At 51.4% G+C, this 16,755-nt stretch carries 19 protein-coding genes; 5 read left to right on the forward strand and 14 right to left on the reverse strand.

The annotated features are described in order from the left end of the window. Positions 1-20 precede the first annotated feature (20 nt). The 10 genes from hypA to yghX all read right to left on the reverse strand — a co-directional run bounded on the left by hypA (position 21) and on the right by yghX (position 9,609). Positions 21-362 (reverse strand): hydrogenase maturation nickel metallochaperone HypA, encoded by a 342-nt coding sequence (gene hypA / locus G4551_RS19875; protein WP_003024462.1) that lies wholly within the window; start codon positions 360-362, stop codon positions 21-23. Further along, positions 355-843 (reverse strand): hydrogenase-2 assembly chaperone, encoded by a 489-nt coding sequence (gene hybE, locus G4551_RS19880; protein ID WP_003024465.1) that lies wholly within the window; start codon positions 841-843, stop codon positions 355-357. The genes hypA and hybE overlap by 8 nt, the downstream gene beginning before the upstream one ends. Beyond that, positions 836-1,330, reverse strand: a complete 495-nt coding sequence (locus G4551_RS19885; RefSeq protein ID WP_003024473.1) for a HyaD/HybD family hydrogenase maturation endopeptidase — start codon at positions 1,328-1,330, stop codon at positions 836-838. Before G4551_RS19885 ends, hybE begins: the two co-directional genes overlap by 8 nt. After that, positions 1,330-3,033, reverse strand: a complete 1,704-nt coding sequence (gene hybC, locus G4551_RS19890; RefSeq protein ID WP_003024476.1) for a hydrogenase 2 large subunit — start codon at positions 3,031-3,033, stop codon at positions 1,330-1,332. The genes G4551_RS19885 and hybC overlap by 1 nt, the downstream gene beginning before the upstream one ends. Further along, on the reverse strand, positions 3,030-4,208 hold the full coding sequence (gene hybB / locus G4551_RS19895; RefSeq protein ID WP_003838191.1) for a Ni/Fe-hydrogenase cytochrome b subunit: 1,179 nt from the start codon (positions 4,206-4,208) through the stop codon (positions 3,030-3,032). Before hybB ends, hybC begins: the two co-directional genes overlap by 4 nt. Continuing rightward, positions 4,198-5,184 carry a hydrogenase 2 operon protein HybA gene (gene hybA / locus G4551_RS19900; protein ID WP_003828357.1) on the reverse strand — a complete coding sequence of 329 codons (987 nt, stop codon included), beginning with the start codon at positions 5,182-5,184 and terminating at the stop codon, positions 4,198-4,200. Before hybA ends, hybB begins: the two co-directional genes overlap by 11 nt. 2 nt (positions 5,185-5,186) lie before the next feature. Next, on the reverse strand, positions 5,187-6,305 hold the full coding sequence (gene hybO / locus G4551_RS19905; RefSeq protein WP_003024486.1) for a hydrogenase 2 small subunit: 1,119 nt from the start codon (positions 6,303-6,305) through the stop codon (positions 5,187-5,189). A gap of 188 nt (positions 6,306-6,493) precedes the next feature. Next, positions 6,494-6,781, reverse strand: a complete 288-nt coding sequence (locus G4551_RS19910; RefSeq protein ID WP_003838189.1) for a DUF2623 family protein — start codon at positions 6,779-6,781, stop codon at positions 6,494-6,496. Positions 6,782-6,865: 84 nt separating this feature from the next. Then, the gene (locus tag G4551_RS19915) at positions 6,866-8,506 is read right to left on the reverse strand and encodes a methyl-accepting chemotaxis protein (protein WP_003838188.1); all 1,641 of its coding nucleotides are present in this window, start codon (positions 8,504-8,506) and stop codon (positions 6,866-6,868) included. A gap of 215 nt (positions 8,507-8,721) precedes the next feature. Further along, complete coding sequence (gene yghX / locus G4551_RS19920; RefSeq protein ID WP_003838186.1) at positions 8,722-9,609, reverse strand: YghX family hydrolase; 888 nt, start codon at positions 9,607-9,609, stop codon at positions 8,722-8,724. 155 nt (positions 9,610-9,764) lie between these two features. On the opposite strand from yghX, the gene G4551_RS19925 reads away from it, so the two are divergent. Further along, positions 9,765-10,805: an aldo/keto reductase gene (locus tag G4551_RS19925; protein ID WP_003838184.1), complete on the forward strand. Its 1,041-nt coding sequence runs from the start codon at positions 9,765-9,767 to the stop codon at positions 10,803-10,805. A 68-nt stretch (positions 10,806-10,873) separates the two neighbouring features. Here G4551_RS19925 and G4551_RS19930 read toward each other — a convergent pair whose 3' ends face one another. Beyond that, a complete protein-coding gene (locus tag G4551_RS19930; RefSeq protein WP_003024499.1) occupies positions 10,874-11,377 on the reverse strand; it encodes an ESA_00282 family adhesion-associated protein in 504 nt (167 codons plus the stop codon). A gap of 104 nt (positions 11,378-11,481) precedes the next feature. On the opposite strand from G4551_RS19930, the gene G4551_RS19935 reads away from it, so the two are divergent. Then, complete coding sequence (locus G4551_RS19935; protein ID WP_003838181.1) at positions 11,482-11,886, forward strand: hypothetical protein; 405 nt, start codon at positions 11,482-11,484, stop codon at positions 11,884-11,886. Position 11,887: 1 nt separating this feature from the next. Then, positions 11,888-12,295: a hypothetical protein gene (locus tag G4551_RS19940; protein ID WP_003838178.1), complete on the forward strand. Its 408-nt coding sequence runs from the start codon at positions 11,888-11,890 to the stop codon at positions 12,293-12,295. A 77-nt stretch (positions 12,296-12,372) separates the two neighbouring features. On the opposite strand, the gene exbD is transcribed toward G4551_RS19940, so the two are convergent. After that, entirely contained in the window at positions 12,373-12,798 is a 426-nt protein-coding gene (gene exbD / locus G4551_RS19945) for a TonB system transport protein ExbD (protein WP_003024505.1), read from the reverse strand. Between the two features lie 6 nt (positions 12,799-12,804). Then, the gene (gene exbB, locus G4551_RS19950) at positions 12,805-13,539 is read right to left on the reverse strand and encodes a tol-pal system-associated acyl-CoA thioesterase (RefSeq protein ID WP_003838175.1); all 735 of its coding nucleotides are present in this window, start codon (positions 13,537-13,539) and stop codon (positions 12,805-12,807) included. 250 nt (positions 13,540-13,789) lie between these two features. On the opposite strand from exbB, the gene metC reads away from it, so the two are divergent. Together metC and yghB are read left to right on the forward strand one after the other, a co-directional pair. Beyond that, positions 13,790-14,977, forward strand: a complete 1,188-nt coding sequence (gene metC / locus G4551_RS19955) for a cystathionine beta-lyase (RefSeq protein ID WP_003024509.1) — start codon at positions 13,790-13,792, stop codon at positions 14,975-14,977. A gap of 131 nt (positions 14,978-15,108) precedes the next feature. Then, a complete protein-coding gene (yghB, locus tag G4551_RS19960; protein ID WP_003024510.1) occupies positions 15,109-15,768 on the forward strand; it encodes a DedA family general envelope maintenance protein YghB in 660 nt (219 codons plus the stop codon). Between the two features lie 73 nt (positions 15,769-15,841). Here yghB and G4551_RS19965 read toward each other — a convergent pair whose 3' ends face one another. Continuing rightward, positions 15,842-16,741: an AraC family transcriptional regulator gene (locus G4551_RS19965; RefSeq protein ID WP_003838170.1), complete on the reverse strand. Its 900-nt coding sequence runs from the start codon at positions 16,739-16,741 to the stop codon at positions 15,842-15,844. Positions 16,742-16,755: the final 14 nt, after the last annotated feature.

Raw genomic sequence — 16,755 nt, forward strand, 5'->3', positions numbered from 1 at the left:
GCCCCATAGCAACCTATGGGTTATTCGACTTCAATACTTTTCACTTTCAGTGAATCGCCCGCATCAACTCGCAGACGATCCCCCTGACAATGTGGACACTGCGCATCATGCTGGGTGATTTCCACAACCTGACTGCAATCCCAGCACCATGCCTGGGCTGGCTTGTAATCAATATGCAGCTCACACCCTTGCGCCAGCGTCCCCTGACAGACGATGTCGAAACTGAAACGCACGGCGCTCTCTTCAACGCAGGAGAGCGCCCCAATTTCCAGCCAAACGCCGGTTACACGTTTGACACCGTGCTGCTCTGCCTGCTGTTGAACAATCTCAACCGCGCTCTGACAAAGGGACAGCTCATGCATTTTCGCAGTTCCGACGACCCAGCAGCAGCGCGCGGCGATTGAGCTGCGGCGCATTTGGATCGCTCACCGGCAGCGATAACAGCATTCGCGCACAATCGTCAGTCAGGCGCACACCTTCTTGCGCAGACATGCTGTGCGAAAGCGGCGACATCAGTGAACAGGAAAGGTATTGTGATACGCCCTCCAGTTCACCAACGGTAAAGGTCATCTCGCCATACGGCAGACGCAGCCCGATTTTTTCGCTGACTTTACGTACCGGCCAGACCTGGTCTGGTCCAGGGAAAATCAGTGCGCTGAGCATCCAGGGTGTGATAACACACCCCGTCCACTGCCCTTCAAACAGCGTAAAATCAGAGACATATACCGGCATATTCGGATGCAAGAAAGAGAGATCGTGCATCGAACGCCGGGCAACCTCTTCAAACGCTGCCTGAATCTGCATCTTCGGGGCCGTCTGAAAACCGACAAACTCCTCAGACATGAGCCGCCTCCCGAGGGATCGCTTCAACACCTGATTCGCGAAGCGCAGCAAGAACCTGCTCAAGCGCAGGTTCAATCATCGCTTCGACCGTTGGCGTTAGCCCGATATGCGGCTCCAGTGATTCCGGAATAATGCCGACTAACGTCAGCTTTTTCGGAAACTCTCCGGTGAAACGCAGGGCCGACAAAACGTCGGCCAGGCCAAGCTGGTGCGGTGAGATTTTGTTGGTAAACAGCGCCGGGATCTCTTCATCCCGCAGGACCATCATCGTTCCTGGCGTGTTTTTCTTCGACACAATGGCGTCAGCAATGATCAGATGATCTCTGTTCGCCATATCGCCGAGAAGCTCCATCCCAGCCGTACCACCGTCCAGAACATCAACAAAGTCTGGCAGGATGTACCGTTGCTCTAATGCCTCAACGATACGTACTCCGATGGCTTCGTCGGTCAGCAAAATATTGCCGACCCCTAAGACTAATATCCGCATTACAGAACCTTAACTGAGACCACTTCGTTCCCGTCAACGTCCACCACATGCACCGCACATGACATACAAGGATCGAAGGAGTGAATGGTACGAACCACTTCCAGCGGTTTGTTTGGATCGGCAATCGGCGTACCTACCAGCGAGCGCTCATACGGTCCCACTTCATCATTAAAGTTACGTGGGCCAGAGTTCCAGGTTGACGGTACAACCGCCTGGTAGTTGCTGATAATGCCATCTTTAATGACCATCCAGTGAGACAGCATACCGCGCGGCGCTTCGAGGAAACCAACACCTTTGAATTCGCCCGTTGCCGGAATATCCGGTTTCACGAAGGTGGTATGGTCGCCTTTACCGATGTTCACGATCAGCGCGTTGTACTGATCCTGCAGAACGTTCTGCAGTTCACAGCAGTGAACGGTACGGCCAATAATACGACCCAGCGTAGAGTGCAGTTGAGACACTTCGATAGTTTTACCGGTCAGCTTGGTGTAAATCGCGATGATTTCATTCAGCTTGGCATGAGTAGACTCGCGTTTGGCCGCCAGTTTACACAGCATGTTGGCCAGCGGACCCACTTCAACCGTTTTACCGTAGAAGGTCGGTGCTTTAACCCAGGAGTACTTGCCGTCATCTGACCAACCGGTGTAATCAGGAACCGTTGTACCTTCCCACGGAGCCTGCGGCGCTTCGTCTTTGTACCACGCGTGTTTCGCGCTCTCCTGAATCCCTTTGATCAGGTACTCATCGGAGTGAGAGGTGATCGGACGATAGGTCGACAGATCTTCATTAGTAATGTAACCACCCGGGAACAGGAAGCTGCCGTTTTTACCGTCAGTCGGGAATTCCGGCGCGCTCAGGTAGTTAACCGCGCCCTGACCACGTTCCAGCCATTCAGGGTAGAACGCAGCAATGACCGCGGTATCAACCTTGTAAACCTGCTCAACGAAGTCGCTCAGCTTATCAATGAATGACTTGATGTACATCAGACGCTCAAGGTTCAGCACGCCAAGACCGTCGAGGTTAATCGGGTTAGCAACCCCACCTACAGCCAGGTTCTGGATGTGCGGCGTTTTACCGCCCAACAGCGCCACAACGCGGTTGGCATCACGCTGGCATTCCAGCGCCTGCAGATAGTGAGCGACCGCAATCAGGTTCACTTCCGGCGGCAGCTGCATTGCCGGGTGACCCCAGCAACCGTTAGCAAAAATGCCTAACTGACCGCTGGCAACAAGATCTTTGATCTTGTTCTGAACCTTGGTGAACTCTTCTGCGCTGTTCAGGTGCCAGGAGGACACGCCGTTCAGCATGGCAGATGCTTTCGCTGGGTCAGCTTTCAGGGCAGAGGTGATATCCACCCAGTCCAGCGCAGACAGCTGATAGAAGTGAACAATATGGTCGTGCGTGGTGTGCGCGGCCAGAATGATGTTACGGATATACTGTGCGTTCACCGGAACATCAATATTCAGCGCACTTTCTGCTGCACGAACGGAAGAGATAGCGTGAGTGGTCGTACAAACGCCACAGATACGCTGCACAATCATCCAGGCATCGCGCGGATCGCGGTTTTTCACGATCTCTTCCATGCCGCGCCACATGGTACCGGAAGCCCATGCTTTAGATACCACGCCATTTTCGATTTCGCAGTCGATGCGTAAATGACCCTCAATACGGGTTACCGGATCAATAGTAATTCTCTGGCTCATGCTTTGCTCGCCTCATGACGATTTTGATCGTTTTGTTTTAAAGGAGGAAGTATCGGCAGTAGACGAATGAGTACGATGTATGCACAAATCTCAATAGCCACAAAACCAATAGAAATCAACAGTTCTTCCCAGGTCGGGAAGTAGTGGTAGCCACCACCAGGATTGAACGCCACCAGCGAATAGGACAGACGCCATGTTGCACAACCCAGCAATGCGCTCAGCGCAGACAGATACAGCATGCGCGAATCATTACGCAGCTTAGTGACGCGCAGCACCACCAGCGGGAAGACCATCAGCACGACCTCAAGCCAGAACATGGCTGAGTAGAAATCGCCTGCAAACGCATACGACAGCTTGTCGCGATAGATCAGTTCGCCAAAGCGCAGAATCACGAAAATCGCCAGCAGCACGCTGATGGTGTTCGTCAGCTTGATGAACAAACTTTTCTCGTCCGGACCGTTACCTTTCAGACCCGCTTGTACCAGTGAGCCTTCAAAGATGACGATCGAGAAGCCCATAATAAAGGCGGTTAATACCGAGAAAAGCGGCAACATTTCATAAGCTTGCCAAAGCGGATGCACCTTATAACCCGCAGAAATCATCAATGAACCCATTGAAGACTGGTGCATGGTTGGCAGCAGCGCGCCGAGGGCAATAACAAAGAACATCACTTTATTCAAACGCTTGAGAGAAACTTTCCACCCCAGACGTTCAAACAGAGCCGGAGCAAATTCCAGCGCCATGATGCCGATATAGATGGTCATACAGACCGCCGTTTCGAACAGTACCGAATTCACGTTGAAGTGACCCGGAATGTAGAAATACGGCAGGTTCCAGTAACGACCGACGTCGATGGTGATTGACAGACCACCCAGCGAGTAGCCAAACAGGCTCGCCAACAGCGCCGGACGTACCAGCGGATGGTATTGTCCTCTGTTGAAAACATACACCGCCCACGCCAGCGCCCAACCGCCGCACGCAAAGCCAGTACCAATCAACAGGTCAAACGCGATCCATACACCCCATGGGAAACCGCCGTTCAGATCGGAGACTGAGCCCAATCCGAAGACCAGACGTTTCACGATCAGGAGCATACACAGGACGATAAGCGGCCCAAAAATAATGACCGGTTTGCTGATTATTTTTCCGCCCAGCGGTTTAGGATCATGACTCATGATCGTCTCCTCCATCGTGATGGTCGTTTTTCGTGTTACGACGAACCAGCACGGTTAAGCCCGCCAGCGCAGCCAGGGGTAATATCATGCCCTTGTACAGGGAATGTTGAACATGTTCGGAACGCGCACCAGTTGAAAGATCATCCAGCTTCGGCAGATCCAAATCCTCGTAAGGAACACCCGTCAGCACCATAACCTGTGTACCACCACCTTCTTTCTCACCGTACAGGTGTGGGTAGTACTTCGGTACCGTATGCAGATAGGTATCGCCTGCTTTCACCGTTTGACGCGGATAGTGGTATTCGCTGCCAGGCTTCAGCGCGAGACGTTTTTTCGCCTCAGCCATCAACTCTTCACGGGTACCAAAAATCACCGCACCGGCTGGGCACACTTCAACACAACCCGGCAAACCGCCTTTGTCCAGACGCTCAACGCCTTTCTGGTTACACAGTTCACATTTGTGAAGCGCACCAAACGGGTTGTTGTAGTCGTACTTAGGCACGTTGTACGGGCAGGCGACCATGCAGTAACGACAGCCCGTGCAGACGTCTTTGTCATAATGGACGATGCCGGTTTTCGGATCTTTCTTCAGCGCGGAGACCGGGCAAACGGAAACGCAGTTCGGATCAACACAGTGCATGCACTGTTTCTTGATGTATGCGTAGCCATTTTCTTCCTGGTCTTTGTTCACGCCTGTTCCGCTACGCCACACCTGGATGATGTTATTGGTATACGGAGACAGTTTGTCGTTGTTCGACCAGGTTTGCTCGCCTTCCGGGTTACGGGCCGGGAAGTTGATATCCTGACACTTGGTGACACAGGCCTGGCAGCCTACGCACAGCGTCGAGTCATAGAGCATCCCAAGAGAACCCGGGATCGGCGGACGGTTTTCTGCAGCCGCATGACTGATGGACGGCGCTGCGCCCAACAGCAATGCCCCGCTGGAGGCTGCTTTAATAAAGTTACGTCTGTTCACGGTTATTCTCCCCGTGAGTCAGCGTTATCTTTCTTTTGCTGACGCCCCAGTTCACGTACCGCCATCACGCTGACGCCGGCAACCAGTCCTACTACGCCACCCAGCAGTCCAATCGCTCCGGCAGATACATTACCGCCTTCTTTCATATTGACGTCAGGCTTCTCGGAACGCGGCGTTTGGTTTTCCACATGAGCAAGCTGGTGAATACCTTTATGGAAACCGACGCCTTCTTCGTTGCAGCCGTAGCAAGGGTGACCAATAGCCACCGGCCACACGCCGCCAACGTCGCAGAATTGCAGCGTTGAACAGTTGCCGTAGGTTTCTGGCCCTTTACAGCCCAGATGGTAGAGGCACCAACCTTCACGGTGGCCTTCATCGCCAAACTCTTTCGCAAAACGACCAGCATCGAAGTGCGGGCGACGTTCGCAGTGCTCGTGAATCAAACGGCCATAGGCGAATGTCGGACGGTTTTTGGTATCCAGCTTCGGCGGCTTACCGTAAGTGATGATATGGGCGACCGTTGCGAGGAAGTTATGCGGGTTCGGCGGACAGCCGGGGATGTTGATGATGGTTTTGCCTGGCAGAACTTCTTGCAGGCCGACGGCACCCGTTGGGTTAACGCCAGCGGCAGCAACACCACCCCACGCGGCGCAAGAGCCGATGGCAATGATAGCGGCTGCGCCCTCTGCGGCCCGGCGGATGTGATCCACGATCGGCTCACCGGCAACCATGCAGTAAATACCATTATCTTTCAGTGGGATAGATCCATCTACTACCAGAACATATTGCCCTTTGTACTTCTCCAGAGCGTTATGTTTGTTCTCTTCAACCTGATGGCCGAAGGCGGCAGAGAGCACCTCATGGTATTCCAGAGAGATTGTCTCCAGAACGAGGTTTTCCACTGTAGGGTGTGTCGCGCGAAGCAGCGATTCAGTACAACCCGTACACTCCTGGGCACCAATCCAGATAACCGGTGGGCGCTGAGGACGAGAAACTGATTCGGCCATTTCTGCGGCGGCTTTGCTACTGAGCCCCATGGTAGCGGCCAGTGCTGCACAAAGCTTCATGAAATCACGGCGATTAATGCCGCTCGAATTGATGAGAGAGTTATCTCCAGTCATTTTATAGTTATTCCGTTGCGAAGACCTGGCTTTTATTTTGCACCATTCGCATGTTGCATATTGCGATCGGCGCGCCATTACCACACTTTTTATATGGTTATGTGCATTATAATACTTCGACGGAGCAACAAAACGAAGGCGTAGGTCAATAGTGTAATTAATTAAAGCAAGATAATACCCCTTTCGGATCAAGCTTCGAGTCGATAGCCAGCCATGAAAAAACGAATTGTTGTACTGGATTGATTCTCTCTAAAGAAATCCATAACCATCTCTTTATCCAGTCCATAGCGACGCGTGAGGATGCCCGCTTCCCACGCGCTAAGCTGTCGATCGCCCGTTTTTTCAAACATGCGATGTGAAAATCCCAACACAAAACCACGCTTATAATCCGCACAAAAATTCGCCACTGAGCGTGCGCTGTCCGCACTTGAGGCGTTTAATCCGGCCATCAGGCCTTTTCCAAAATGGTTGTCCATGCATAACCTCCAATCGCTATATAATAAATTATATAGCGATTTTTTGAGCAAAGACCAGAGGTATCACGAACTTTTTATGCCAGCTTAAAAGGACACCCATTCATCCGTTTTAGCTGCCGCAGACGTTTTGCTGTCTGCTGAAGGGGAAGCAGTATTAGCAGCGGCGTATTGCACATCATTCGCTGAGAGGCGGAACTGTTGCACCGAGCGTTGCAGTTCCTCTGTTTGTCTTTCCAACGCCACGGCAGCGGCGGAGACTTGCTCTACCAATGCAGCGTTCTGTTGCGTTACGCTGTCCATCTGCGTGATCGCCACGCTCACCTGCGAGATGCCCTTATTCTGTTCTTCCGAGGCTGAGGCAATTTGCTTCATGATGACCGTCACTTCGGTGGCGCCGCGCAGAATTGCCTCCATGGTTAATCCCGTTTCTTTAACCAGACGAGCCCCCTGGTCGACACGACGGGATGACTCGCCAATTAGCGTCTCAATCTCTTTCGCCGCTCCGGCGCTGCGACTGGCAAGGTTGCGTACTTCACCGGCAACGACGGCAAAACCGCGCCCCTGCTCGCCTGCCCTGGCAGCTTCAACTGCGGCGTTCAGCGCCAGAATATTGGTCTGGAAAGCAATACTATTAATAACTGACGTGATTTCCGCGATCTGTTTAGAGCTGGCGGCAATACCATCCATCGTCTCAACCACTTCTGAAACCAGCGTGCTCCCTTTACCTGCCGTTTCTGTGGCCGTATCGGCAAGCTGGCTGGCTTCACGCGCATTTTCAGCGTTCAGTTTTACCGTTGCGGTCAGTTGCTCCATGCTGGCAGCGGTCTCTTCCAGCGCCGCGGCCTGCTCTTCAGTACGTGAGGAGAGATCGTTATTACCGGTGGAAATTTCCGTCGCCCCTCGCCAGATGTTGTCACTACCTGAACGGATGGTACTGACGGCTTCGCGCAGGCTGTCCTGCATCGCGCACAGTAACGGCACCAGTTGACCCACACAGTTACGACCAAAATCTTCAATGGGATGGCTGAGATCGCCCTGCGCAATCTGCTGGAACTGCTGACGGATGCGTCCCAGAGGTTTCACCATCATGGCGACGAGGTAACGGTCGGTAAAGAACAGTAGGGCAATACCGAGGATAACAGCAGTAATAATTAAAGTTCGGATGATAGACGTTTTGCCATCGACCATCACGCGGGTGGTATCAAGCCGCTCTCCTGCCGTGGCGTTAAAACGCTCGGCACTGGCGCCAAATTCACGGCTCAACGCTGGCGTAACGGTACTGGCATGTTCCGCAAAGGCCGTGAGCGTGCCCTGCTTTGCCAACTGCATTTGCGGGATCACGCCATTGTCCAGCAGCGCCTGCCACTTCGTCAGTACCGCCGCGGCAACTTCCGGATCCATGGGGCCTGGAGACAATGTTTTCATCTCCTGGAGTTTTTTACTCATATTCTCCAGGGACTGCTGCGCCGGCGCAAAATCAGGCGTTCCGCCGCTCATTTTGACATCCATGGCGCGACTTAAGCGCGTTACGAAGCGAAAGTACTGATCGTTACCCTGACTGAGAACCGTCATCTGATGGACAAGATGGCGGTCAATATCATTGCCTTCAGATATTTTTGATAACGAATGAAGACTGAATAAACCCACGCCCGACCAGAGCAGGCAGAAAAGTCCCAGTATTGCCAACATGACAATACGAATAGTTAAGTTTTTCAGCAAACGCATAATAATTTCCTTGCCGTTGATGAGGAATTCGCCATCAGGCGATACTTATCCTTGTTATCGGCAGGCAGTAGAGAAGATATAATGCGTTCTTTATTTTTTTACTTTCTTAAGTACATCCACTATCTCTCCACCCTATATCAATATGAATGCTAATGAAATTAGGTAGCATTATTATTCAGGTAATTAATTAAAAGCATTAAATAATCTATTGTTTTCTATCGCAAATATTTATCAAACCACGCAAGGGTACGTTCCCAGGCTAATTCAGCGGTAGCTTTATCATAACGAGGGGTAGAATCATTGTGAAAGCCATGATTAACACCGGGGTAGATATATGCTTCATAGACTTTCTTATTCGCCTTTAGCGCCGCTTCATATGCAGGCCATCCCTCATTAATTCGGGTATCTAATTGCGCATAGTGCAGTAATAAAGGCGCGCTTATTTTAGGGACATCTGATGCAGGAACCTGACGCCCATAAAAAGGCACCGCGCAGGCCAGTTCAGGGAAAGCCACAGCTGCGGCATTCGACACACCACCACCATAGCAAAATCCGGTGATACCTACCTTTCCCGTCGTCCCTGAATAATGCTGCATAAATTCAATGGCGGCAAAAAAGTCGTTCATTAACTTTACGGGGTCAACCTGCTGCTGCAATTCCCGACCTTTATCATCATTGCCTGGGTATCCCCCTACCGAACTTAACCCATCAGGCGCGAGTGCCATAAAGCCCGCCTTCGCCACCCGTCGCGCCACATCTTCAATATACGGATTCAGCCCACGATTCTCATGCACTACCACCACCGCCGGAACTTTCCGCGTCACCTTCGTTGGTTTAACCAAATACCCCCGCACGTCACCATGACCTTCAGGCGAGGGATAGGTAATATATTCCGCCAGAATATCGGGATCGGTAAATTCTACCTGCGTTGCGAGAGCGTAGTTGGGTTTCAATAAATTGAATAAGGCCAATGCCGTCATGCCACCCACTGCATATTTCGCTGCCATATTGAGAAACTCGCGTTTCGTTATTTTGCCATGAGCGTAATAGTCATAGTAATCGAGCAGTTCTTGCGGAAAATCTTTGGCAGTCAAACGCGGCATCGTCGCACTCCTGATTGATGTTTTTTTAAGCAAAGCACAGTGACCTGTTTTTGCCCAGTTTTTCATCTCAGTGTGACCTGGTGAACGGGATATTCACCGTGAACCCGCTAGAATAGAAACGTTGTTTCGAAATTCACCTGCACTAAGGAGATCTCATGGCCTGGTTTGCCAATCCTGAACGTTACGAACAGATGCTCTATCGCTACTGTGGGCGCAGCGGTTTGCGCTTACCCGCTCTATCGCTGGGTTTATGGCACAGTTTTGGGCACGTTCAGGCGCTGGATTCACAGCGAGCCCTGTTGCGTAAAGCATTTGATTTAGGCATCACGCATTTTGATTTAGCCAATAACTATGGGCCGCCACCAGGCAGCGCAGAAGAGAATTTTGGCCGATTACTGCGCGAGGATTTTGCACACTATCGCGATGAACTGATTATCTCCACCAAGGCAGGCTATGACATGTGGCCAGGGCCATACGGTTCTGGCGGTTCGCGCAAATACCTGCTCGCCAGCCTCGATCAGAGCCTGAAACGCATGGGCCTCGACTATGTCGATATCTTCTACTCGCACCGCGTCGACGAAAATACGCCAATGGAAGAGACCGCCTCAGCCCTGGCCCACGCCGTACAGAGCGGCAAAGCGCTGTATGTCGGCATCTCATCCTATTCGCCAGAGCGTACGCAGAAAATGGCCGAGCTGATGCGGGAATGGAAAATTCCCCTGCTGATCCACCAACCGTCTTACAACCTGCTTAACCGCTGGGTAAACAGCAGCGGCCTGCTGGATACGCTGGAATCCAATGGCATGGGCTGCATCGCCTTTACGCCACTGGCTCAGGGACTGCTGACGGGGAAATACCTCAACGGCATTCCGGAAGGTTCACGCATGCAGCGTGAAGGGAAAAAAGTTCGTGGGCTGACGGAAAATATGCTGACGGAAGAAAATCTTAACAGCCTGCGGTTGCTCAATGAGATGGCGCAACAGCGTGGACAGTCGATGGCACAAATGGCCTTAAGCTGGCTGCTAAAAGACAACCGGGTGACTTCGGTATTAATTGGCGCCAGTCGACCGGAGCAACTGGAGGAAAACGTTCAGGCGTTGGCGAATCTGACGTTCAGCACCGAAGAACTGGCGCAGATCGATAAGCACGTCGCGGACGGTAAGCTGAACCTGTGGCAGGCCTCATCTGACAAATAGCCGTATGTAACATCGTGCCGGGTGGCAGCGTAAGCCTCCCCGGCACGTAATACGGGCCAGCCAGTCCCTCACACCTCTTCCGCTTTGATCTCCGGGCGTTGATACTCCGGCCACACCAGCGCGACAAGCGCGGGATAAGCCTCCAGACTGAACTCCCTGAAACACTGACGCAGGTTGAGCACGTCCAGGTCGGCATGCGGGACCTTCTCACCGCTCAAACAGCGCTTTTTAATATTGTCGTAATATTTATACACCGCAGAGTTGAGATCGCTACAACGCCGCTGCGCATCAAATAATCCAGGTGTCTCATTCAACTCCACCATTGTCATCCGCTTGATCGTGGAGTGGATAAAATCGATATATTCGTGATTAACGCGCCAATACCAGACCGGCGTAATCGAATTCATCAATACCGAGAAATGGTCCTCGCCTTCTTCTTTACTCAGCATTTCCGGCTGGTTTTCAGAGTGCCCATTTTCGGCATGTCGGTTTTTATTTGCACTGCGCATTAACAAAAGTACCCCGCAGGTCAGCAATAGCAGGGTAATAACAGAATAAAATATACTGTTCATATACTGGCTCCATTTTTTTTGATTTTAAAATTACGCCATGCTATTGTCAACGCGGCCTGGTTTATTTAAAACAACATATCATTGGCATCAAAGGATATTTCAACATGCTTCCCGAGCATCTTGTTCCCTCGCACTTTCACTTATCCAGCCCCGCTACCAATACCAATCCCGTAGATAATAGTGAAAATTTGACTCAGGGAAAGAGAACATTAAGCGATTACGAATCCGATATTTTGATTAGCTCAACGGCTACCGGTCAGTCACGAAATATGCTATTTGAAGAGTGCGACCGTCATTTAAAAGAGCGTCTGTTTCGTGCAGCAAAAATTGAGTCATTCTCTCGCCTGCTCAATTCACTACAAGCAGAAGGCGATATTAACGCACAAGAATTAAGTAAAATTTTGACTCAAAAAACAGCCATCATAAATGAACAGGGCAACAAAATTTGGCTTAATTTAATTACGCGTGAAACCAGCGACCCTATTTTTTATTCTCTGGAAAAGAAATAAAATGAAAGATGTTGAGGATAACAATGTTTATTTGGCTTTAGATAACCATAAAAGCGATGAGTTTGTCTTAAAGCAAAATTTAGCCGTGTTGATTGCCAATAAAAACGCGACGCTGGAAAGCGTTGCTCAGGAGATAGTCTCTATTCCCGCTGCACTGGTGCGGATGAAATGGCAAAATCGGCGTGAAATTTACACGCTACAGGCTAAAGAAGAGATCTACGGTGCCGCGATCGAAGCCATTATGGAGCAGCAACCAGAACTGCGGGACAAAATCATGGCCCGACTGGAAAGCACCTACCAGCATATACTCGCACGGGAAACGGCCACCTTACGCCTGACACGAAAGCTGTCTGAAGGGAACTACGAACCCACCAGGATAACCACGGTCGCGTTAGACGAGAACAGATAAGAACAGGTATGCGAGAGAGTTGAATCAGGAGATGCACGCCGGGTAAGGCGGCAACCATTACCCGGCAATGAGGAGGATTACTTCGCTTTCACAGTCTCTTCGCCAACCAGACCAATCTTCAGGAAGCCCGCCTGATGCAGCGTATCCATAACCTTCATCATGGTCTCATAATCAACGGTTTTATCTGCCCGGAAGAAAATGGTGGTGTCTTTCTTCCCATCTGTCAGTGCATTTAACTCGCTAATCATGGTGTCATCCGTCACCTGATTGTTGCCAATAAACATACTTTTATCGGCTTTAACAGACAGGTATACCGGCTTTTCCGGACGCGGCTGCGGCGTGCTGGTGGAGGCAGGAAGATTCACTTTCACATCCACCGTTGCCAACGGTGCGGCCACCATAAAAATGATCAATAAAACCAACATAACGTCGATAAACGGCGTCACGTTGATTTCATGCATTTCACCGTTATCGTCCAGGTTTTCATTAAAGCTCATTGCCATGGAACATTATCCTACACGTAATTTCTGCGCTGCACGTACCGGATGCGCGGATGCGCTTGCGTTCAGGTCCAGATCGCGACTTTGCAGTAACAGCACCTGTGCCGCGACGTCACCCAGCATCGCTTTATAGCTGCCAATCTGACGTGCGAAAATGTTGTAGATAACAACCGCTGGAATTGCTGCGACCAGACCAATTGCGGTCGCTAACAGCGCTTCTGCGATACCCGGCGCAACAACGGCCAGGTTGGTCGTTTGAGTTTGTGCAATCCCGATGAAGCTATTCATGATGCCCCATACGGTACCGAACAGACCGACGAATGGAGAGATAGCCCCGATGGTGGCCAGGTATCCGTTACCACGTCCCATATGACGACCTACCGCCGCCACACGACGCTCCAGACGGAAGCCGGTACGCTCTTTAATGCCTTCGTTATCGTCACTGCCTTCTGACAGTTCCAGCTCGTTTTGCGCTTCGTTAATCAACTGTGCGCCCAGGCTTTTGCCATCGAATCCTGCGGCAATCTCACTTGCCTGATCTAAAGAGCGGGCTTCCGCCAGCAGTTGCTGTTCACGCTTAAGGCGGCGTTTCTGAGTAAAGAACTCAAGGCTCTTACTAAAGAAGATAGCCCAGGTGACCACTGACGCCAAAACCAGCCCAATCATCACGCACTTAACCACGATATCGGCGTGCTGATACATACCCCAGACGGAAAGATCCGTCTGCATCAAATTATTACCCACTCTGTATCTCCAGGACGCAAATCACAAAATCTGAGCGTAATGATATCAAAAAGACGTCGAATTGATAGTCGTTCTCATTACTATTTACATATTGCCGCACCTTTGGTTTCTTTTCCTTGCGCTTACGCAGTAAAAAAGTCACCAGAAGCATTTTGAGATTATTTTCTACTGTATGACCGTTCTGCAGGATGCGTCATCTTTGATTCATGGTAGTTTAGACATCCAGACGTATAAAAACAGGTAAGACAACATGGCAGATAAGCAACTTGAAACCAAGCTCGTTCACGCAGGACGCAGTAAAAAATACACGCTGGGCTCGGTAAATAGCGTGATCCAGCGCGCTTCTTCGCTGGTGTTTGACACCGTGGAGGCCAAAAAGCAGGCCACACACAACCGTGCCAACGGTGCGCTTTTCTATGGACGTCGCGGAACCCTGACGCATTTCTCTCTGCAGGAAGCGATGTGCGAACTGGAAGGCGGCGCGGGTTGCGCCTTGTTCCCTTGCGGTGCGGCTGCCGTTGCCAACACCATCCTCGCTTTTGTGGAGCAAGGCGATCATGTGCTGATGACCAATACCGCCTATGAACCCAGTCAGGATTTCTGCACCAAAATTCTCGGCAAGCTTGGCGTGTCCACCGGCTGGTTCGATCCGCTGATTGGCGCCGATATTGTGAAGCACATGCAGCCGAACACCAAAGTCGTATTTCTGGAGTCGCCCGGCTCTGTCACCATGGAAGTGCATGATGTTCCGGCAATTGTTGCCGCCGTCAGAAGCGTAGCACCTGACGCAATCATCATGATTGATAACACCTGGGCTGCCGGAGTGCTGTTCAAAGCGCTGGATTTTGGCATCGATATTTCTATTCAGGCAGGCACCAAATATCTGATTGGCCATTCCGACGGCATGGTCGGAACGGCGGTATCTAACGCCCGCTGCTGGGATCAACTTCGCGAAAATGCGTATCTGATGGGGCAAATGCTGGACGCCGATACCGCCTATATGACCAGCCGTGGGCTGCGTACGCTGAGTGTACGCCTGCGTCAGCACCATGAAAGCAGCTTAAAGGTCGCCGAGTGGCTGGCCAGCCATCCGCAGGTCGCCCGTGTGAACCACCCGGCACTGCCCGGTAGTAAAGGGCATGAATTCTGGAAGCGTGATTTCACCGGCAGCAGCGGCCTGTTCTCCTTTGTATTGAATAAGAAACTCAATAATGAGGAGCTGGCCGCGTATCTGGATCACTTCAGCCTGTTCAGCATGGCCTACTCCTGGGGCGGTTTTGAGTCGCTGATTCTCGCCAACCAGCCGGAACACATTGCGGCAATCCGTCCGCAAGGCGAGGTTGACTTCAGCGGAACGCTCATCCGTTTACATATTGGTTTAGAGAATGTTGACGATCTGATTGCCGATTTGGCCGCAGGATTTGCCCGAATCGAGTAAAATTGCCACAGATGGACATATATGCAGACACTTCTGGTGGAAAAGTCTGCAATTGTTGCGTCCGGGATCAAGGCATCCCGGGCAATTCAGGAGTACAATCCACATATAAACGCTGTTCCACAGGAAAGTCCATGGTAGTCATTCAAGATATTGTCTCCGCGCTCTGGCAACACGATTTTGCCGCACTGGCGGATCCGCACGTTGTGAGCGTGGTGTACTTCGTCATGTTCGCCACACTGTTTTTAGAAAATGGCCTTCTGCCCGCCTCCTTTTTACCCGGAGACAGCCTGTTATTACTGGCAGGAGCGCTGATCGCTCAGGACGTGATGAGTTTTTTACCTACCATAGCTATTCTGACTGCCGCAGCCAGTCTGGGCTGCTGGCTGAGCTACATTCAGGGACGCTGGCTGGGCAACACGCGCACGGTGAAAGGCTGGCTGGCGCAATTACCTGAAAAATACCATCAACGCGCTACCTGCATGTTTGACCAACACGGGTTGATGGCGCTGCTTGCCGGGCGTTTCCTGGCGTTCGTCCGTACCTTGCTGCCAACGATGGCGGGCATTTCAGGGCTTCCTAACCGTCGGTTCCAGTTTTTTAACTGGCTGAGCGGACTGCTGTGGGTCACCGTCGTTACCAGTTTCGGCTATGCGCTGAGTATGATCCCGTTCGTCAAACGTCATGAAGATCAGGTGATGACCTTTTTAATGATCCTGCCAATTGCCCTGTTAACCGCAGGTCTGTTGGGAACGCTGTTCGTGGTGATTAAAAAAAAATACTGTAGCGCCTGAGTATTAGCCGTATGCCGGAGTCACTCCGGCATTTCATTGATGGCGCACAGCTAGCTTTAAAGCCGACAAGAAATCAACTCCCCTGCATCATACGAATTCTTGCCGCATCTTCCCCCGGCGTTACGCCAAAGAAACGTTTGAACTCCCGACTGAATTGCGATGCGCTCTCATAGCCGACGCGCATTGCAGCCGCACTGGCCTTCATTCCATCGTGGATCATCATCATCCGTGCTTTATGCAGGCGATAGCTCTTCAGATATTGCAGCGGCGAGGTACTGGTCACCGCTTTAAAATTATGATGAAACGCCGATACGCTCATGTTCGCCTCTGCCGCCAGCTGTTCTACATTGAGGTTTTCGGTGTATTTGGTTTCAATCCGCTTGAGTACCCGGCTTATCAAACTGAAATGCGTCTGGCGACTTACCAGCGCAAGTAACGCGCCACCACGCGGCCCGGTCAGCACATGGTAGAGGATTTCGCGAATGATCTGTTTCCCCAGAATACGCGCATCCAGCGGTCGCTCCATCACATCCAGCAGGCGCTCAGCAGCACAGAGAATTTCGTCTGAGAGCGTCGCAGAGTTAATCCCACTGGCAGCCATAGCGGGCTGGAACAGCTCGTCTTCCCCAATGTCCATCAACAGCTCCTGCAATTGCAGGATATCGACATTCAGGTAAATACCGGCCAGAGGAACCTCCGGCGTCGCATACGTTTCACATTCGAAGGGTAAAGGTACGGTTAGCAGCAGGTATTCGTTGGCGTCATAGCGAAATACGCGCTCATTAATGTAACCAATTTTATGTCCCGAAAAGAGAAATATGATGCCTGGCTGATACATGACTGGTGTACGCGCCGCCGGCTCCGTACCGTGTAGCAGGCGGACATCTGGCAGCAGTTCGCTAAGTTTATTTTCATTGTTTTTCAGATGCTTAATTTTATCTGTCAGCAGAAGGCAGATCTCATCACGGTTCATGGGGCACCATTTCA

It is taken from the genome of Citrobacter freundii ATCC 8090 = MTCC 1658 = NBRC 12681, from assembly GCF_011064845.1.
Classification (GTDB): domain Bacteria; phylum Pseudomonadota; class Gammaproteobacteria; order Enterobacterales; family Enterobacteriaceae; genus Citrobacter; species Citrobacter freundii.

Coding starts and splice junctions, on each gene's coding strand:
- hypA (WP_003024462.1), bottom strand. CDS start 362: ATGCATGAGCTGTCCCTTTGTCAGAGCGCGGTTGAGATTGTTCAACAG.
- hybE (WP_003024465.1), bottom strand. CDS start 843: ATGTCTGAGGAGTTTGTCGGTTTTCAGACGGCCCCGAAGATGCAGATT.
- G4551_RS19885 (WP_003024473.1), bottom strand. CDS start 1,330: ATGCGGATATTAGTCTTAGGGGTCGGCAATATTTTGCTGACCGACGAA.
- hybC (WP_003024476.1), bottom strand. CDS start 3,033: ATGAGCCAGAGAATTACTATTGATCCGGTAACCCGTATTGAGGGTCAT.
- hybB (WP_003838191.1), bottom strand. CDS start 4,208: ATGAGTCATGATCCTAAACCGCTGGGCGGAAAAATAATCAGCAAACCG.
- hybO (WP_003024486.1), bottom strand. CDS start 6,305: ATGACTGGAGATAACTCTCTCATCAATTCGAGCGGCATTAATCGCCGT.
- G4551_RS19910 (WP_003838189.1), bottom strand. CDS start 6,781: ATGGACAACCATTTTGGAAAAGGCCTGATGGCCGGATTAAACGCCTCA.
- G4551_RS19915 (WP_003838188.1), bottom strand. CDS start 8,506: ATGCGTTTGCTGAAAAACTTAACTATTCGTATTGTCATGTTGGCAATA.
- yghX (WP_003838186.1), bottom strand. CDS start 9,609: ATGCCGCGTTTGACTGCCAAAGATTTTCCGCAAGAACTGCTCGATTAC.
- G4551_RS19925 (WP_003838184.1), top strand. CDS start 9,765: ATGGCCTGGTTTGCCAATCCTGAACGTTACGAACAGATGCTCTATCGC.
- G4551_RS19930 (WP_003024499.1), bottom strand. CDS start 11,377: ATGAACAGTATATTTTATTCTGTTATTACCCTGCTATTGCTGACCTGC.
- G4551_RS19935 (WP_003838181.1), top strand. CDS start 11,482: ATGCTTCCCGAGCATCTTGTTCCCTCGCACTTTCACTTATCCAGCCCC.
- G4551_RS19940 (WP_003838178.1), top strand. CDS start 11,888: ATGAAAGATGTTGAGGATAACAATGTTTATTTGGCTTTAGATAACCAT.
- exbD (WP_003024505.1), bottom strand. CDS start 12,798: ATGGCAATGAGCTTTAATGAAAACCTGGACGATAACGGTGAAATGCAT.
- metC (WP_003024509.1), top strand. CDS start 13,790: ATGGCAGATAAGCAACTTGAAACCAAGCTCGTTCACGCAGGACGCAGT.
- yghB (WP_003024510.1), top strand. CDS start 15,109: ATGGTAGTCATTCAAGATATTGTCTCCGCGCTCTGGCAACACGATTTT.
- G4551_RS19965 (WP_003838170.1), bottom strand. CDS start 16,741: ATGAACCGTGATGAGATCTGCCTTCTGCTGACAGATAAAATTAAGCAT.